The 17,357-nt window shown below is 68.2% G+C and carries 13 protein-coding genes; 12 read left to right on the forward strand and 1 reads right to left on the reverse strand.

Annotated features, from left to right (window positions below; genetic code table 11):
* Positions 1 to 7 precede the first annotated feature (7 nt).
* The 4 genes from AC16DP_RS38485 to ybeY all read left to right on the forward strand — a co-directional run bounded on the left by AC16DP_RS38485 (position 8) and on the right by ybeY (position 5,860).
* A complete protein-coding gene (locus tag AC16DP_RS38485) occupies positions 8 to 1,201 on the forward strand; it encodes a DUF4388 domain-containing protein (protein WP_329728383.1) in 1,194 nt (397 codons plus the stop codon).
* 100 nt (positions 1,202 to 1,301) lie between these two features.
* A complete protein-coding gene (locus AC16DP_RS38490) occupies positions 1,302 to 2,399 on the forward strand; it encodes a PhoH family protein (protein ID WP_329728382.1) in 1,098 nt (365 codons plus the stop codon).
* Between the two features lie 108 nt (positions 2,400 to 2,507).
* Positions 2,508 to 4,991, forward strand: coding sequence for an HD family phosphohydrolase (locus tag AC16DP_RS38495; protein ID WP_329728381.1), 2,484 nt, complete (start codon positions 2,508 to 2,510; stop codon positions 4,989 to 4,991).
* Between the two features lie 23 nt (positions 4,992 to 5,014).
* Complete coding sequence (gene ybeY, locus AC16DP_RS38500; protein ID WP_414640708.1) at positions 5,015 to 5,860, forward strand: rRNA maturation RNase YbeY; 846 nt, start codon at positions 5,015 to 5,017, stop codon at positions 5,858 to 5,860.
* 24 nt (positions 5,861 to 5,884) lie between these two features.
* Here ybeY and AC16DP_RS38505 read toward each other — a convergent pair whose 3' ends face one another.
* Positions 5,885 to 6,346, reverse strand: a complete 462-nt coding sequence (locus AC16DP_RS38505; RefSeq protein WP_329728380.1) for a hypothetical protein — start codon at positions 6,344 to 6,346, stop codon at positions 5,885 to 5,887.
* A 128-nt stretch (positions 6,347 to 6,474) separates the two neighbouring features.
* Between AC16DP_RS38505 and AC16DP_RS38510 the strand changes: the two genes are divergently transcribed.
* From AC16DP_RS38510 to bamA, 8 genes are all read left to right on the forward strand, one after another.
* Positions 6,475 to 7,791, forward strand: a complete 1,317-nt coding sequence (locus tag AC16DP_RS38510; RefSeq protein WP_329728379.1) for an Lnb N-terminal periplasmic domain-containing protein — start codon at positions 6,475 to 6,477, stop codon at positions 7,789 to 7,791.
* A 54-nt stretch (positions 7,792 to 7,845) separates the two neighbouring features.
* Positions 7,846 to 8,965 (forward strand): peptide chain release factor 2 gene (gene prfB / locus AC16DP_RS38515; RefSeq protein ID WP_329728378.1). Its coding sequence is split into 2 segments (ribosomal slippage): positions 7,846 to 7,914 and positions 7,916 to 8,965, totalling 1,119 coding nucleotides; the frame shifts between segments, so codons are not numbered across the junction.
* A 118-nt stretch (positions 8,966 to 9,083) separates the two neighbouring features.
* On the forward strand, positions 9,084 to 9,719 hold the full coding sequence (locus tag AC16DP_RS38520) for an RNA polymerase sigma factor (RefSeq protein ID WP_329728377.1): 636 nt from the start codon (positions 9,084 to 9,086) through the stop codon (positions 9,717 to 9,719).
* Between the two features lie 26 nt (positions 9,720 to 9,745).
* Positions 9,746 to 10,099, forward strand: coding sequence for an anti-sigma factor family protein (locus AC16DP_RS38525; protein WP_329728376.1), 354 nt, complete (start codon positions 9,746 to 9,748; stop codon positions 10,097 to 10,099).
* Between the two features lie 99 nt (positions 10,100 to 10,198).
* The gene (gene lysS, locus AC16DP_RS38530; RefSeq protein WP_329728375.1) at positions 10,199 to 11,743 is read left to right on the forward strand and encodes a lysine--tRNA ligase; all 1,545 of its coding nucleotides are present in this window, start codon (positions 10,199 to 10,201) and stop codon (positions 11,741 to 11,743) included.
* A 12-nt stretch (positions 11,744 to 11,755) separates the two neighbouring features.
* Positions 11,756 to 14,122, forward strand: coding sequence for an ABC transporter permease (locus AC16DP_RS38535; protein WP_329728374.1), 2,367 nt, complete (start codon positions 11,756 to 11,758; stop codon positions 14,120 to 14,122).
* A gap of 5 nt (positions 14,123 to 14,127) precedes the next feature.
* The gene (locus AC16DP_RS38540) at positions 14,128 to 14,802 is read left to right on the forward strand and encodes an ABC transporter ATP-binding protein (RefSeq protein WP_329728442.1); all 675 of its coding nucleotides are present in this window, start codon (positions 14,128 to 14,130) and stop codon (positions 14,800 to 14,802) included.
* A 151-nt stretch (positions 14,803 to 14,953) separates the two neighbouring features.
* Positions 14,954 to 17,347 carry an outer membrane protein assembly factor BamA gene (gene bamA, locus AC16DP_RS38545; RefSeq protein WP_329728373.1) on the forward strand — a complete coding sequence of 798 codons (2,394 nt, stop codon included), beginning with the start codon at positions 14,954 to 14,956 and terminating at the stop codon, positions 17,345 to 17,347.
* Positions 17,348 to 17,357: the final 10 nt, after the last annotated feature.

Genomic DNA, 17,357 nt, shown 5'->3' on the forward strand with positions numbered 1-17,357 from the left:
ACCGACGATGGCCCTCACGGGAACGCTCAAGGACTTTGGTATCGCGGACATCCTGCAGCTGATCGGTCAGCAGCAGAAGACGGGTGTCCTGTACCTCAAGAGCAAGGAGCAGGAGGTCCAGGTCTTCTTCCGGGACGGCGCCATCGTCCGCGCCGAGAGCGTCACCCGGAAGAAGAAGGACCTCATCGGCAACATGCTGGTGCGCGCCGAGCTCATCACCGAGCAGCAGCTCGAGAGCGCGCTGGAGACGCAGAAGCGCACCCTCAAGCGGCTGGGCGACGTGCTCACCAGCTCCGGTGCCATCTCCGCCCAGAAGCTCAAGCAGATGATGCAGCTCCAGGTGACGGAGACCCTCTACGGGCTCTTCCTCTGGAAGGCGGGCACCTACGAGTTCAAGCAGGAGGACGTCCAGCCGGACAGCGAGTCCATCACGCCGCTGCGCGCCGAGAGCGTGCTGATGGAAGGCTTCCGGATGGTGGACGAGTGGCCCCACGTCCGGAAGAAGATCTCCAGCGAGGCCATGACCTTCGAGCGGCTCAAGGAGCTGCCCGCCCCCAACCCCAAGAACAAGAAGCAGCAGGAGGAGGACGACTTCGACGCCTCCTTCGACGACGCCTTCTCCGAGGAGAAGAAGGACGAGAACAAGGGCGAGTTCAAGTCCATCGGCAGCGCCGAGCGCCGCGTCTACGAGCTCATCGCCCCCGGCCGTGACCTGCGCAAGCTGGTGGACCTCAGCAGCCTGGGCGAGTTCGAGACCAGCAAGGCGCTCGTCAACCTGCTCAACCTCGAGTACATCCGCGCCCATCAGCCCTCGGGTCGGTCCGCCTCCGTGGGCGCGGCCAACCTGCTCGTCCGGGTGGGTGGCGTGGTGGCCCGCGCCGTGGTGACGGTCATCGTCCTGGCCGCCCTGGGCTTCGTGGGCTCGCGGCTCCGCCCGGACACCTGGGACCTGGGGGACGACTCCGCCTCCTCGTTCGCGGACCCGGCGGCCCAGCGCCTCCTGGCGCGCGCCCAGCGGGCAAGAATCGAAGCCGCACTGGAGGTGTTCCGACTGGAAAAGGGAGCCCTCCCCGAGCGCTTGAATGCCCTGGTGGAGGTGGGACTCCTACAGCAGGAGGACCTGCGCTACCCCTGGCGGGAGGATTACTACTACCGCCGGACGTCAGATCGGCAGTTCATCCTCCTGTCTCCCCTGCGCTAGGTGGGTTGCTCGCTTCCTCCTTTCGCCGACAGTGGGAGGACGTTAGCTTGACAGTGAGGATCCTGAATTGTCCGACACCCGTCCCGAGGGATTAGACGAATTGCGAAACCCCGCCACAGTAGAGGCTCAAGCAGCAGTCAGCCCCACCTCGGCCAAGGTGGATGTCCGCGATAACGCAACGACCCTGGCGCTGTGTGGCAACCAGAACGAGAACTTGAAGCTCATGGAGCGTCGGCTCGGCGTCCGGGTCGGACAGCGGGGGACCGAGCTCCACCTGTCGGGGCCCTCGGACGCCGTGGCCTTCACGGTGCGCCTCGTGGAGAACCTCGAGGGGATGATCCGCGCCGGCCGCCCCATCTACCGCGAGGACGTCGAGCAGGCCATCAAGGTGCTCGGCCGCGGCGGGGCGGAGTCGCTCCAGGACGTGATGAACAGCCCGGTGCTCAAGAGCTCGGGCAACAAGCAGATCGCCCCCAAGAGCCTCGCGCAGAAGCGCTACGTAGATGCGATCCGCGCCCATGACATCGTCTTCGGCATCGGCCCCGCCGGTACCGGCAAGACGTACCTCGCCATGGCCATGGCGGTGGCCGCCCTGCAGGAGCGCAAGGTCAAGCGCATCGTCCTGGCGCGTCCGGCCGTCGAGGCCGGTGAGAAGCTTGGTTTCCTCCCCGGTGACCTCGCCGAGAAGGTGAACCCCTACCTCCGTCCGCTCTACGACGCGCTGCACGACATGATGGCCGTCGAGCGCGCCCTGCATCTGATTGAGCAGGGCGTGGTGGAGGTGGCCCCGCTGGCCTTCATGCGCGGCCGCACGCTCAATGACTCCTTCGTCATCCTCGACGAGGCGCAGAACACCACCATCGAGCAGATGAAGATGTTCCTCACCCGCCTGGGCTACAACAGCAAGGCGGTCATCACGGGTGACGTGACGCAGGTGGACCTGCCGGTGGGCAAGGCCAGCGGCCTGCACCACGCGCGCTCCATCCTCAAGAACGTGGAGGGCATCAACATCTCCGAGTTCACCGAGGTGGACGTGGTGCGTCACCCGCTGGTGCAGGAAGTCATCCGCGCCTACGATCGCTACGACGCGGCGCAGCAGGCCGCCAAGGCCCTGAAGGAAGCGGAAGCGGCGGCGGCGGGCGGAACGGCACCGGAAGTAGCTGCCGGTGCGCCGGAATCCGACACGCCAACCCCTTGAATTTCCTCGCTCGATAGCCGGGTGAGCAGGCGGCGGGCGGCGGAGGGGATTCCCGCCGCCCGGTTTGCTTGATGAACCCGCCACGCCTCCCATAGGTTGGACAGCCCCATGGCCGAACCGGAATCGTCGCCCCCCGGACCCAGTCCGCTGGACGCGCTCGCCCACCGCTTCCGGCTCGGCCCCCGTTGGGGCCGGCGCCTGACGAGTGTGTTGCTGCTACTGACGGTGTCGGTGGCGGCGGGGTTCGTCATTTCCCCGGGCCTCTTCAGCCAGCAGATTCCCGCACTCACCGAGGAGCACCTGGGCAAGCCCTTCCGGGCCAACTCCCCGGCGGGCTTCAAGGCGGGGCGGGACTACGAGATCATCCACCAGGCGATGACCGAGCAGCGGCGCCTGGAGGCGCGCGGCGCGGTGCGGCCGGTGTACGACCTGAGCCCGGGCGTGCTGTTGGAGATCCGCGCGGCGGTGGGCGCGGCCTTCCAGGAGATGCGTCAGCGGCTGGCGGCCCGGGCGGCGGCCACCCAGCAAGAGGCGCCGGTGGTGGCGCCGGAGACGGGCAAGGCGCAGGCACGCAAGCCGGCCGCGTCCCTGGTGACGCCGGAGGAGCGCGAGCTCTTCCAGGGGCTGCTGTTCGGGCGCAAGGACGCGGTGCTGGACAATGACGACGTCCAGGCCCTGGCCTCGGCGCGCTTCTCCGAGGCGATGGAGCAGGCCACGGTGGCGCTGGTGGAGCGGGCGTACGGCTTCTCCGAGCCCACCCCGGTGTACATCACCAACTCGCGCGAGGAGGTATCGCGCGAGGGTCCGCAGGGCATCACCGTGCGGGACCTGAGGCACAACGGGGAGCAGACGCTGCCGGGGACGGCGCCCACGGTGGTGGACGTGCGCGAGGCGCACATGGAGATGGACCGCTTCGCGTCCATCCCGGGCAACCTGCTGCCGGACTCGCCGGGCGTGCAGCGGCGGGCGGTGCTGCGGCTGGCCAAGCGGCTGGTGCGGCCCAACCTCACCATCAACCTGGCGGAGACGGACGCGCGGCGGCGGCAGGCGGCGGCGGCGGTGAAGGACGCCGTCATCTCCATCAAGAAGGGCCAGCGGGTCATCGGGGACGGGGAGCTGGTCAACGAGACGCACCTGGTGGCCATCCGGGGCATGCGCTCGCAGACGGACCGGTTGGACCTGGTGCAGCTGCAGGTGGGCGGCACGGGGCTGGTGGCGCTGCTGATCTCCGCCACGTACCTCTTCTGCCGGGCGGCCTTCCGGCGCTTCCGGCCCACGCGCAAGGACGCGATGCTGCTGGGCTCGCTGCTGGTGGCGATGCTGGGCCTGCTGCAGGTGTGGGTGTCCATCGCGGACGCGGTGCAGGACCGGTACACGGCCATTCCCCTGGAGGCCTTCTATTACGCCTTCCCGGTGGCGGCCGGAGCCATGCTGGTGCGCTTCATCCTCTCCGAGGAGCTGGCGCTCTTCTTCGCCCTGGTGATGGCGAGCCTGTGCGGGGTGATGCTGGGCAACTCGCTGTCCTTCGGTATCTACGCGCTGGTGGGCGCGCTGGTGGCGGCGGACCGCGTCACCTACGCGAAGGACCGGGTGGGGCTCTTCCGGGCGGGCGTGGCCACCGGTGGCGTCAACCTGGTGGCGGTGCTCTGCCTCTTCCTGGCCGAGGGCAAGGGGCTGACGCCGGACACGCTCATCACGGCCCTGTTCGCCTTCTCGGGCACGGCGCTGGCGGTGCCGGTGATGGTGATGGCGCTCACGCCGCTCATCGAGTCCGTGTTCGGCTATGCGTCGGACCTGAAGCTGCTGGAGCTGGCCAACCTCAACCACCCGGCGCTCAAGGAGCTCATCGTCCAGGCACCGGGCACCTACCACCACTCCATCATCATCGGCACGCTGGTGGAGAACGCGGCGGAGGCCATTGGCGCCAATCCGCTGCTGGCGCGCTCGTGCGCGTACTACCACGACATCGGCAAGGGCCGGAATCCGCTCTACTTCGGCGAGAACCAGAAGGGCGAGAACAGGCACGACAGCCTCGCCCCGGCGATGAGCGCCGTCATCATCAAGCGCCACGTCACCGAGGGGCTGGAGATGGCGCGCCAGTACCGGCTGCCCAAGCTGGTGGCGGATGCGATTCCGCAGCACCACGGCACGCGGCTGGTGGGCTACTTCTTCCACAAGGCCGTCAAGGAGCAGGAGGGCAAGGAAGGCGCTCCGCCCATCGACGAGAGCATCTTCCGCTACCCGGGCCCCAAGCCTCAGTTCCGCGAGGCGGCGCTGGTGATGATCGCCGACGCGGTGGAGGCCTCGACGCGCGCGCTGCCCGAGCCCACCACGACCCGGCTGCAGGCCCAGGTGCAGAAGATGATCAACCTCATCTTCTCCGAGGGGCAGCTGGACGAGTGTGATCTGACGCTGAGGGACCTGAACCTCATCGCACAATCCTTCCTGCACACGCTGGAGGGCATCTACCATGCGCGCCCGGAGTACCCGGCGGGAGCGCTGCAGGCGGGCCCCAAGGGGGCGGCGTTGACGGTGGCGGGGACGACGACGAAGCAGGATGGCAAGGCGCGCCCGGCGGGCACGGGCACCTGAGGCGGCGGAGGAGGCCGAACGTGGTGAAGCTGCGCAAGGGCAAGATCATCCCGCGCGAGGATGGAAAGCGCATCGAGGAGTTCGTGGGCGCGGCGACGACGGGCACCGACTCCATGTCGGTGGCCCGCATGTTGGCGCCGCCGGGCTGGTCCGAGCCGGCGCAGACCCCCGAGTTCGACGAGGTGGTCATCGTCCTCAAGGGGGAGCTGACGCTGGTGGTGGATGGCCGGCGCCAGCTCATCGGGGAAGGGGAGCTGGGGATGGTGCCGCGGGGCCACCGGGTGGTGTACCGCAACGACGGGCAGGGCGCGTGTGACTACTACTCGCTCTGCGCGCCGGCCTTCCGGGTGGAGCGGGCCCACATCGAGGAGGCGCCCCAGGAGGCGGAGGACAACCGGGTGACGGTGCAGGTGGCGCACCCGCAGGGCAAGCGCTTCTCCAAGCAGGTGACGGAGCTGGCGGAGACGTTCCTACGCAAGTTGGATCTGTCGGGGTGCGAGCTGTCCATCTCCCTGGTGGGAGACCACGCCATCCGGCGGCTCAACCGCACGTGGCGCAAGAAGGACAAGGCAACGGACGTGCTGAGCTTCCCAGCGGGGGATCTGCCCAAGGGCACGCCCGGGCCGAGGCAGCTCGGGGACGTGGTCATCTCCCTGGACACGGCGAAGAAGCAGGCCAGGGAGTACGAGCGGACGCTCGAGGCCGAGGTGGCGCGCTACCTGGCCCACGGGCTGCTGCACCTGCTGGGGTACGACCACGAGCGCCCCAAGGACGCGCAGAAGATGGCGCGCACCGAGGAGCGGCTGCTGGGCGAGAGCGGCATGGTGGGCGACGCCGTGGCCCCCCGGGCCCGCAAGCTCATGACCTGAGGGCCCTCGCGCCGGAGGCCTCGCTCAGTCCAGGGGCTTGAAGCGCACCGTGCAGTGCCCGCCCACGCAGGCCGGGGTGGGAATGCCCTGGGGAGGCATGCAGGGAGGCATGGGGCAGGTCTCCTCCGGGACGCTCACGCAGGACTGCTTCAGGCGGGCGAGCGCGGCGGTGGAGAGCGCCCGCGGCGTGCACTGGGGGCAGCACCCCTCGGCGGCGGTCTGCGTCACGACACAGTCCGCATCGCGCGTGCAGCGGTCGTCCGCCTTCGGGTCGCCCGGGCCACCCGCCTGGGGCTCCGTCTGGACCGGAGGAGGGCGCTGGGCCGCCGAGCCCCCCGCGTCCGAGGGCGACGTGAGCGCGGAGCCTCCGCTCCGGGTCTCCTCGGTCGCGGTCGTGGTGGGCTGGGGGGCCTCCGAGGAGGGGGGGGCCGGGGGGCGATGACAGGCGATGAAGAAGAGGGTGCCGAGCAGGATGCCGCGCCACATGAGAGACTCCTGGGAAAAGGGGAGGGCCCTTCATGCCCCGAACGCCCGCTCACCTGCCAGCCACTCTCGGGGTTGAGTCGGGCAGTGCGCATGATAGGTAGGCCCGCCCTCATTTGTTGGGACGGACAATGCCTCGTCTTGCTCCATTGCTGACCTGCCTGTTCGGCCTGTTGCTGCTGGCCGCCACCCCGGCGCGTTCCCAGGAGATGCCTCCCTGGGGGACGGGCGAGAGCCAGGGCCAGGACCTGAACATCTACCTGGCCACCTTCGGGCCCGGAGATGACGTGGCCTCGTGGTTCGGGCACGGCTCGCTGGTGGTGGAGGATGCGCGGCTCAAGCAGTCGCGTCTCTACAACTACGGCATGTTCTCCTTCGACTCGACCATGCTGGCCCGCTACGCCATGGGGCGGCTCGAGTTCTGGGTGGACGACGCGAGCCCCGCGGGCACCTTCCGCTTCTACCGCTCGCTGAACCGGGACGTGCGGCTGCAGGAGCTGAACCTGTCCCCGGCGCAGAAGGTGGAGCTGGGGCGGCTGCTCGCGGTGAACGTGCTGCCGGAGAACCGGCACTACCTCTACCACCACTACAACGACAACTGCGTGACGCGGCTGCGCGACGCCATCGACAAGGTGGTGGGCGGCCAGTTGCACCAGGCCATGAGCGGCCCCGGGCGCATGACGCTGCGCGACCACACGCGCCGCTACTCGGACGTCAACCCGGCCATGGGCCTGCTGCTCGACTTCCTGATGAACGACGAGATCGACAAGCCCGTCACCCGCTGGCAGGAGGCCTTCCTCCCGGACGAGCTGGAGCGTCAGGTGGCGGAGACGCAGGTGGTGGGGGAGGACGGGCAGAAGCACCCGCTGGTGGCGAAGACCCTGAACATCTACACGGCGGAGGGCCGCCCGGTCACACCCGCGGAGCCGCCGAAGTACGGGCCCGTGCTGCTGGTGCTGGGGCTGCTGCTGGGCGGTGGCGCGGCGGGCCTGGGGTGGTGGATCCGCCGGAGCGGGGGAGGGCGGCTGCCTCGCATCCTGCTCGGCCTGCAGAACCTGCTGGTGGGCCTGGTGTCCGGGATTCCGGGGCTCGCCCTGTTCATCATGTGGCTGTTCACCGACCACACGGTGACGTACCGCAACGAGAACCTCTTCCTGGCCAACCCGCTCACCGTGCTGGCCATCCCCCTGGGCATCCAGTTGATGCGCGGCTCGCCCCGGGCCCTCGAGCGGCTGCGGCGCGTGTGGCGGGTGCTGGCGGCGCTGGGCGTCCTGGGGCTGGTGCTCAAGCTGCTGCCCATGTTCGACCAGGACAACTGGCGCCTCATCGCGCTCCTGCTTCCCGTGTCGATGGGACTGGAGGGGGCCTGCACCCTCGCCCGACTCCCGGCTCGGGCGGCCCGGCCCGCGGAACCACTGTCTCCTTCCCTGAAGGCTTCCGGTAGCTGATCATCCGGCAATCGCGCGCGGGTACCCCTCGCGCACACCGAGGACACGACACACATGGCCAACGACTCGATGGAGAAGATCAACGGACTTCGGGAGCGCCTGCTCGCGCTCCGGGGGCATCTTTGACCTCGACCGCAAGCGGTCCCGCATCGCGCTGATCGAGCGAGAGTCCACGCTCCCCAACTTCTGGGACGACAACACCAAGGCGCAGGCGATGCTCAAGGAGAAGACCACGCTCGAGTCGAGCGTGAGCGCCTACGAGAAGACCCTGCGCGGCCTGGACGACGCCCAGGTGCTCTTCGAGCTGTCCGCCGAGCTCAACGACGAAGCCAGTGCCAAGGAGGCCGAGGACTCGCTCGGCTCGCTCGAGTCGGAGGTCGCCAAACTGGAGCTGGCGCGGATGCTCTCCGGCGAGCAGGACCGCTCCAACTGCTTCATGGACATCAACGCGGGCGCGGGCGGCACCGACTCCATGGACTGGGCCGCCATGCTCATGCGCATGTACACGCGCTACTGCGAGCAGAAGGGCTGGAAGGTCGAGATCAACGACGCGGTGGAGGGCGAAGAGGCGGGCTTCAAGAACGTCTCGCTGCGCATTGAAGGCGAGTTCGCCTACGGCTACCTCAAGGCCGAGGTGGGGGTGCACCGGCTGGTGCGCATCAGCCCCTTCGACGCCAACGCGCGCCGGCAGACGGCCTTCGCCTCGGTGGACGTCTATCCGGAGGTGGATGACACCATCAAGATCGACATCCCGGAGAAGGACTACGAGCTGAAGTTCATCCGCGGCGGTGGCGCGGGCGGTCAGAAGGTCAACAAGACCTCCTCCACGGCGCAGCTGCGCCACCTGCCCACCAACATCCTCATCACCTGCCAGACGGAGCGCTCGCAGTCGGCCAACAAGGACATGGCCTTCAAGATCCTCCGCGCCCGCCTCTACGAGCTGGAGCTCAAGAAGCGCGAGGCCGAGCAGGCCGCCGCCGAGGCCCAGAAGAAGGACATCTCCTTCGGCTCGCAGATCCGCTCCTACGTGCTCGCGCCCTACCGCATGGTGAAGGACCTGCGCACCGGCGTGGAGACGGGCAACGTGGACGCCGTGCTGGACGGCAGCCTGGAGGAGTTCGTCACCGCCCAGCTCATGGGCGTGAAGAACCCCAACCGCAACGTCCCCGAGTAATTGCCCGGAAGTCCCGCGGAACCTTTCCATGGCCTCGTTGTCTCAGGCCGTGGAACGGGAAAACGCGAGACGGGGTAGGATGGACGCGCGCGGTGTAGGCCACGTGGGGAGGTCACCGGTGTCTTCGAGCGGGGTGCTCGGGATGGAGACAGAGGGAACGCCGGTGTCCGCCGAGGCCGAGGCCGCCGCGCGCGAGGAGCGCCTGTTGCTGGCGCGCCTGAGGCGGGGCGACCCGGGGGCCTTCGAGTCGCTGGTCAACACGCACCAGGACCGGCTCTACGACTTCTGCGTGCGGATGCTGGGGGACCGGGAGGAGGCGAACGATCTGGTGCAGGACGTCTTCGTGAGTGCCCACCAGAACCTGTCGCGCTTCCGGGAGGACTCGAAGCTGTCCACGTGGTTGTTCCGGATTGGAAAGAACCACTGCATCAACCGGCTGAAGTACCTGAAGCGGCGGGGCAGGGGACGCTCGGAGGAGTACGGCGAGCAGAGCGAGGGGGCGTTGGCGGAGCTGTTGGGCTCGCCCCCGGGGCCGGACGCGGCGCTGGAGTCGGCCAGGGAACAGGCGCGGGTACAGTGGGCCATCTCCCAGTTGGATCCGGACGCCCGGATGCTGGTGGCCCTGAGGGACATCGAGGGGTTGTCATACGAGGAGATCGTCGACATCACGGAGCTGGCGTTGGGTACCGTGAAGAGTCGGCTCCACCGCGCACGGGAGAAGCTGGCGGATCTCCTGGGACGGCTTGAGGAATGAACGGTTTTCAGCGGAGACTCCGGGATATGCCAGCGCAGCTCAGCCACCGCGAGACCAAGGCCCTCTTCATCGCCCTCGCCGATGAGGAGCTTCCGGCCGACAAGGCCCAGGCGGTGCGCTCGCACCTGGACGGGTGCGGCGAGTGCGCGCAGGGGTGGCAGCGCTATTCGGCCACCGTGCTGCGGGTGCGCAACGTGGAGAAGCAGAAGGCGCCCCCGGCGCTGGCCTCCATGGTGATGACGCGGGTGAAGCGCCAGCGGCGCTTCGGCCTCAAGCGGCTGCACCAGATGCACGCGCACTACCGCCTGCCAGTGGAGATCCTCATTCCGCTGCTCATCGCGGCCGCGGTGGGGGCCTTCCTCATCATGTCCGCGCCCTGAGACGGGCGGGGGCGGGTCTTTTCGGGAACATCCCTTCCAGCCATTCGTTGCGTCCCGGGGTGGGCTTGGCTACGGTGCCGCGCCCCTACGGGATGCCCCATGGCTGACACTCCAGAGAACAAGAACGCGGAAGCGGACCTCGGGTCCAAGGAGCAGGAAATCTACGACCAGCGCCTCGAGAAGGGGCGCAAATGGCGGGATTCCGGCTTCAACCCGTACGGCAACGGCTACCGCCCCCAGCACCTGGCCGCGGAGATCCTCGCCCGCCACGGCAACCAGTCCATGGAGGAACTGGAGAAGGCCGAGCCCGCCGTCTACGACGTGGCCGGCCGCATCGTGGCCGTGCGCAGCTTTGGCAAGGCCGCCTTCGTCAAGCTGCGCGACCGCTCGGGGGAGATCCAGGTCCACCTCAAGAAGGACGCCCTCGGGGACGCCTACGAGCTCTTCAAGCTCACGGACATGGGTGACTTCGTCGCCGCCCAGGGCGCGGTGTTCCGTTCGAAGACGGGCGAGCTGACCCTGTCCGCCACGAAGTTCGTGCCGCTCACCAAGTCCCTGCGGCCCCTGCCCGAGAAGTGGCACGGCCTCACGGACGTCGAGGTCCGCTACCGCCAGCGCTACCTGGACATGGTCTCCAACCCCGAGGTGAAGCAGGTCTTCCTCAAGCGCAACAAGCTGGTGCGCTTCATCCGGGACTTCCTCGACGCGCGCGACTTCGTCGAGGTGGAGACGCCGATGATGCACCCGCTGGTGTCCGGCGCGGCGGCCCGGCCCTTCCGCACCCACCACAACGCCCTGGACATCGATCTGTACATGCGGATCGCCCCGGAGCTGTACCTCAAGCGCCTGGTGGTGGGCGGCATCGAGCGCGTCTACGAGATCAACCGCAACTTCCGCAACGAGGGCATCAGCACCCGGCACAACCCCGAGTTCACGATGCTCGAGTTCTACCAGGCCTACGCCACGTTCGAGGACCTGATGGACCTCACCGAGGAGATGCTCTCGGGCGCGGCCAAGGCGGTGACGGGCGACACCCAGGTGACCTACCAGGGGCACGTGCTGGACTTCGGCAAGGGGTGGAAGCGCATCCCCATGACCGAGGCCATCCGCGAGGTGGTGCCCTCCCTGAGCGACAAGGACATGGCGGACCCGGAGCGGCTGCGGAGCGAGCTGCTCAAGACGACGCACGGCGACGCCGAGCGCCGCGCCGTGGAGACCATGCACCATGGAGAGCTGGTGGGCGCGCTCTTCGAGCACCACGTGGAGCAGAAGCTGGTGCACCCCACGTTCATCACCCACTACCCGACCGCCGTCAGCCCGCTGGCGCGCCGCAACGATCAGAACCCGGACATCACCGACCGCTTCGAGCTCTTCGTGGCCGGCCGGGAGATCGGCAATGCCTTCTCCGAGCTGAATGATCCGCTCGACCAGAAGGAGCGCTTCCTCGCCCAGCTGGACGCCAGGCAGCGCGGCCAGCAGGAGACGATGGACTACGACGAGGACTACATCCGTGCCCTCGAGCACGGCATGCCGCCCACGGCTGGCGAGGGCATCGGGATTGATCGCGTCGCCATGCTGTTCACGGACGCACCGTCGATCCGCGACGTCATCCTCTTCCCCCTCCTCAAGCCGCTTACGAAGTAGGCAGGGAATCTCGTGAACGCCGAACGGCAGACCGTCTACCGCTGGAGTCTCATCTGGAGCGGCGCCCTCGTGGCGCTCGTGGGGGCCGTGTTGCTCGGCCTGGCCATCACCCGCGCCGACGCCTGGGCGCGGGTGGCCGGCACGCTCGGCCTGTCCACCCTCAGCTGGGGCGGGCTGTTGCAGGCGCTCAACGCGCTGGGCCTGCTGCCGGTGCAGTCCGCCCTGCCGTCCGCCGTGGAGCTCGTCGGGAAGGAGTACCTCATCTCCGGCGCGGCGGCCTGGCTGGTGGGCTGGGTGCTCATCGCCTCCGGCATCCGGCGCGCTCCGGCCTCCGCCGAGGGTCCGAGCCCGGCCGCTGGCGCGACGCTGTACCCGCGGCTGGCCCAGTACCGGGACTTCTACTGGAGCACCCTGGGCGCCTACGGCGGCGGCATCCTGCTGTCGGAGCTGGTGCTCATCCTCCTGCAGACGTTCCTGTCCAGCGGTGGCGGCTCCGGGGCGGCGGGAGAGTCGTCGGGGCTGGCGCCGACGGTCGCCTTCGCGGTGTCGCTGATCGTCTCCTCGCTGGTCGCCTTCGCGTGCGGCTTCGTGGGGGCCTCGCGCGCGCGGCGGGTGGCCATGCCCGAGGCCACCATCGGTGTCATCTACCTGGGCCTGCCCGTGCCCATCCTGCTGACGCTGATGGAGCAGCTCCCGGATCTCCAGCTGTCGCTGGGCTACCGGCTGCGCGAGGTGACGTACCTGGCGGACATGCTCGGCCGCCCGGTCATCGGCTACTGGCTCGTCTTCTCGCTGCTGGTGCTCATGCTGGTGCTGGGCATCAACACCGGCTTCATCGCCGCGGGCAGCGGCCGGTTGGATCTCCGGTTGGGCTTCGAGCTGTTCGTGGCCCGCCGCCACGTGGGCGTCTTCCGCCCCTCGTTGCTGCTGGGCACGCTGGCGGTGCTGATGTTCGGCATCGTCCCGCCGCTCATCGTCTACGGCATCATCCGCGCGGTGGAGGCGGCCGTGGAGCGCACGCGCATCCGGGCCCTGGGCCTGAAGGATCCGCTCGCCGCCGCCTCCGCGCTCAACCGCCTCAAGCTGCGTGAGCAGTCGCCCACCATGATGATGACGGCGCTGTCGGTGGGCGGCGTCGGCGTGGGCGTGATGGCCCTCATCATCGTCCTGTCGGTGATGAGCGGCTTCGAGGAGGACCTGCAGAAGAAGATCCTCGGCGCCCACTCGCACGTGGTGGTGTCCAAGTACGCGGGCCAGCTGCCCGAGTACAAGCGGCTGATGGAGCAGATCGCCAAGGTGCCCGGCGTGCAGGGTCAGACGCCGTCCATCGACAACCCGGTGATGGTGCTCGCCGATGACGAGGTGCAGGGGATCGTCCTCAAGGGCATCGACCCGGAGACGGTGGGCTCGGTGTTGGATCTGCGCCAGAACATGCTGCCGGGCGGCAGCCTGGACCACCTCGAGCAGCCCCAGAAGATCGCTCCCCGGCGCACGATGTTCGGCAAGCAGCCCGATGCGCCCGAGGAGGAGGACGAGGCCGAGGATCCGATCATCGGCAAGTCCACGAAGAGTGCCTCGGACAAGGTGCTGCCCGGCATCATCCTCGGCCGGGAGCTGGCCAGCATCCTCCGGGTGGTGGTGGGGGACCGGGTGAACGTCATCTCCCCGCAGGGCGCCGAGCTGGGCCCCGCCGGTCTCATCCCCAAGAGCCGCGCCTTCCGCGTGGCCGGCATCTTCTACTCGGGCATGTACGAGTACGACGCCAAGTTCGCCTACATCCTGCTGTCCGAGGCGGAGAAGCTCTTCGGCACCGATGGCCCCAGCGGCATCGAGCTGAAGGTGGCGGACGTGGACGACGCCCGGCGCATCTCCCAGGCGGTGTCCCGCGAGCTGGGCGGCTACCCCTACCGCTCGCGCGACTGGGGGGAGATCCACCGCAACATCTTCTCCGCGCTCCGGCTGGAGAAGCTGGTGATGGGCATCATCCTGTCCATCATCATCGTGGTGGCCGCCGGCCTCATCGTGGCCACCGTCATCATGCTCGTGCTGGAGAAGCGCAAGGAGATCGCCGTGCTCAAGGCACTCGGTGTCTCCGACGGCGGCATCGTGAAGATCTTCCTCGCGGAAGGCCTGCAGATTGGCGTGGCGGGCGGCCTGCTGGGGCTCTTGTCCGGCCTGGCGTGGTGCTACTTCATCCTGAAGGTGGGCATCAAACTGGACCCGTCCGTCTATTACATCCCCTCGCTGCCGGTGAAGATCGAGCCGGTGCAGACCGCGCTCGCGGTGGTCATCGCGGTCCTGGTCACCTACCTGGCTTCCATCTATCCCGCGCTCAAGGCGAGCAGCGTGGAGCCGGTGGAAGGCCTGAAGGCGGAGTGAAGAAGATGGCGCTGCTCTCCATCCACAACGTCTTCAAGAGCTACTTCCTGCACGGCAAGCGCATCGACGTGCTGCGCGGCGTGTCGCTGGACATCGAGAAGGGCGAGCTGGTGAGCCTCATCGGTGCGTCCGGAGCGGGGAAGAGCACCTTCCTGCACGTGCTGGGCACGCTGGACATGCCGGCCGCGGGCGAGCTGCGCTTCGAGGGCCGCAACGTCTTCGCGATGAACGACGCGGAGATCGCCGACTTCCGCAACCGCACCATCGGCTTCGTCTTCCAGAGCCACTACCTGCTGCCCGAGTTCACCGCCCTGGAGAACGTGGCCATGCCGGCCCTCATCCAGCGCCGGGACCGGGGCGAGACCTACGGCTACGCGCGGGAATTGCTGGAGCGGGTGGGGCTGGGGAGCCGGGTGGAGCACCGGCCCGGGGAATTGTCTGGTGGTGAAGCCCAGCGCGTGGCCCTGGCCCGGGCCCTGGTGCTCAAGCCGGCGGTGCTGCTCGCCGACGAGCCCACGGGCAACCTGGACCCCGCCACCGGCGAGGGCATCCACCAGCTGCTGCGCGAGGTGAACCGGGACCTGGGCATCACCGCCGTGGTGGTCACCCACAACGAGGTCCTGGCCCGTTCCATGCCCCGCCGGCTGCGGTTGGTGGCCGGCCAGGTGACCGAGGCTTGACGTCTCCGCCCCCCCTCCGGCGATTTCCCATTGAGACCCGTCGAAGTCCTCCCGTAGATTGCCCCGCCCTTCACAGGCCGAACGCTCCTTGAGGCTCCCCGTTCTCTCGCTCAGGTTCCTTGTCCCGCTCCTCGTCGCCGCTTGGACGGTGATGCCCGGTCGCGTGCTCGCGCAGGCGGACAGGGGCACCCCGCCGGCCTCCGTGCCGTCCGAGGCGCTTCCCCCGGCCCCCGCCACGCCCGGCTCCGATGCACCCGCCGCCCCCGACCGGGAGGTCCGGGAGGGCGAGGTCACCGACATCCGCATCGAGGGCAACCGCCGCGTCGAGGCCGAGGCCATCCGCCGCGCCCTCCGCACCAAGGCCGGTGAGATTTTCGACGAGTCCCGCACCGCCGAGGATCTCCGGGCCGTCTGGGCCCTCGGCTACTTCGCGGACGTTCAACTCCTGACGCAGCGGCTGCCCAACGGCGGCATCGTCTACGTGGTGCGCGTCCAGGAGCGGCCCTCCATCCGCGCCGTGAAGCTGCGCGGCAACGAGGAGCTCAGCCAGGACGACCTCAAGGAGTCCATCGAGGTCAAGGCCCTCACCATCCTGGACATGGATGCGGTGCGCCGCACCCAGAAGAAGATCCAGGAGAAGTACGTCGACAAGGGCTACTTCCTCGCCGAGGTCGGCCACGAGATCACCCCCGTGGAGGGTGGCCAGGTCGACGTGGTGTTCGTCATCGACGAGAACTCCAAGGTGATGGTGAAGGACATCGTCTTCCTGGGCGCGGAGCAGGTGTCCGGCTCCAAGCTCAAGGACGTGATGATCACCAAGGAGGGCGGCTACCTCTCCTTCATCACCGGCGAGGGCACCTACCGCGAGGAGGCCTTCCAGCGCGACCTGGCGGTCATCCAGGCCACCTACTACGACGAGGGCTTCATCAACGTCCGCGTGGACAAGCCCACCGTCTCGCTCTCCGCCGACAAGCGCTACATCTACATCACCATCAAGCTGGCCGAGGGGGAGCGCTACAACATCGGGAAGATCGACTTCTCCGGCGACCTGGTGGTCTCCAAGGAGGAGCTGGCCGGGTTGATGAGCTCCGGGACGGGCCGGCACTTCAGCCGTACGGAGCTGGGCCAGGACATCCAGTCCATCACGGACGTCTACTACGACCGCGGCTACGCCTACGCCAACATCAACCCCGTCACCAACGTCAACGCGGACACCAAGACGGTGGACCTGACGTTCGACGTGCAGAAGGGCCCCCAGGTCACCATCGAGCGCATCGAGCTCGTGGGCAACACCAAGACGCGTGACAAGGTCATCCGCCGCGAGCTGCGCGTCTACGAGGGCGAGCTCTACAGCGGCACCGGCGTGCGCCGCAGCAAGGAGCGCGTGACGGCGCTCGGCTTCTTCGAGACGGTGGAAGTCACCCAGCGGCCGGGCACCCGCCAGGACTCCATCATCATCCAGGTGGAGGTGAAGGAGAAGGCCACCGGTACCTTCCAGGTGGGCCTCGGCTTCTCCAACGTGGAGAACTTCATCTTCACGGCCCAGGTGTCGCAGAACAACTTCCTGGGGTGGGGCCAGAGCGTGTCGGCCTCGGCGCAGATCTCCAGCCTGCGCTCGCTCGTGCAGCTGTCCTTCTTCGATCCGTACTTCCTGGACACCAACTTCCTGCTGTCCGCCGACTTCTTCCGCGTGGAGGCGGACTACGTCGACTTCACCCGTCAGTCCACCGGCGGCAACTTCTCGCTGGGCTACCAGGTGATCGAGGACCTGCTCCTCAACGTGGGCTACTCGCAAGAGCACGTGAACGTGTCGGCCTCGCAGGACTTCGGCGGCGTGCTGCTGGCCAACCGCTTCCTCAGCGGCGTGACGAGCTCGGTGCGCTTCTCGGTCACCTACGACAAGCGCAACAACCGCCTGTTCCCCTCCAAGGGCTTCATCCACTACGGCTCGGTGGAGTACGCGCCGCCCTTCCTGGGCATCGGCAACTCGCCGTTCCTCTTCACCCGCTACACGGCCTACTCGCGCCTCTATTTCCCCCTGCCCCTGGGCGCCGTCTTCAAGACGAACGCCACCGTGGGCTACATCCAGCAGCTGGATGCCAACCGGCCGCTGCCCATCTCCGAGCTCTACTACCTGGGTGGCATCAACTCGGTGCGCGGCTACCTGCTGCGCAGCATCAGCCCCTCACTGCTGGCGCCCAGCTCGGGCTCGCCGGACGCCCCCATCGAGCGGCTCAACGTGGGTGGCAACAAGCAGCTCATCCTCAACCTGGAGCTGGAGTTCCCCGTCTTCGAGAAGGCCGGCATCCGCGGCGTCGTCTTCTTCGACGCGGGCAACGCGTTCGCCTCCAACGAGAACTTCTTCGCCATCCGGAACGACCGGGGTGTGAATCTGCCGCTGGGGGGCCTGTTCACCTCGGTGGGCTTCGGCTTCCGCTGGTTCTCGCCGGTCGGTCCCTTGCGCTTCGAGTGGGGAATCCCGCTCAACAAGCGCACGGAAGACGAGCCCATCCTCTTCGAGTTTACGATCGGCAATTTCTTCTGACAGGCGGCCT

Source organism: Archangium sp., from assembly GCF_057119385.1.

Bases quoted from the DNA above. Each gene is read 5' to 3' on its own strand.
- AC16DP_RS38485 (WP_329728383.1), top strand. From the start codon at position 8: ATGGCCCTCACGGGAACGCTCAAGGACTTTGGTATCGCGGACATCCTG.
- AC16DP_RS38495 (WP_329728381.1), top strand. From the start codon at position 2,508: ATGGCCGAACCGGAATCGTCGCCCCCCGGACCCAGTCCGCTGGACGCG.
- AC16DP_RS38505 (WP_329728380.1), bottom strand. From the start codon at position 6,346: ATGTGGCGCGGCATCCTGCTCGGCACCCTCTTCTTCATCGCCTGTCAT.
- AC16DP_RS38510 (WP_329728379.1), top strand. From the start codon at position 6,475: ATGCCTCGTCTTGCTCCATTGCTGACCTGCCTGTTCGGCCTGTTGCTG.
- AC16DP_RS38525 (WP_329728376.1), top strand. From the start codon at position 9,746: ATGCCAGCGCAGCTCAGCCACCGCGAGACCAAGGCCCTCTTCATCGCC.
- lysS (WP_329728375.1), top strand. From the start codon at position 10,199: ATGGCTGACACTCCAGAGAACAAGAACGCGGAAGCGGACCTCGGGTCC.
- AC16DP_RS38540 (WP_329728442.1), top strand. From the start codon at position 14,128: ATGGCGCTGCTCTCCATCCACAACGTCTTCAAGAGCTACTTCCTGCAC.
- bamA (WP_329728373.1), top strand. From the start codon at position 14,954: ATGCCCGGTCGCGTGCTCGCGCAGGCGGACAGGGGCACCCCGCCGGCC.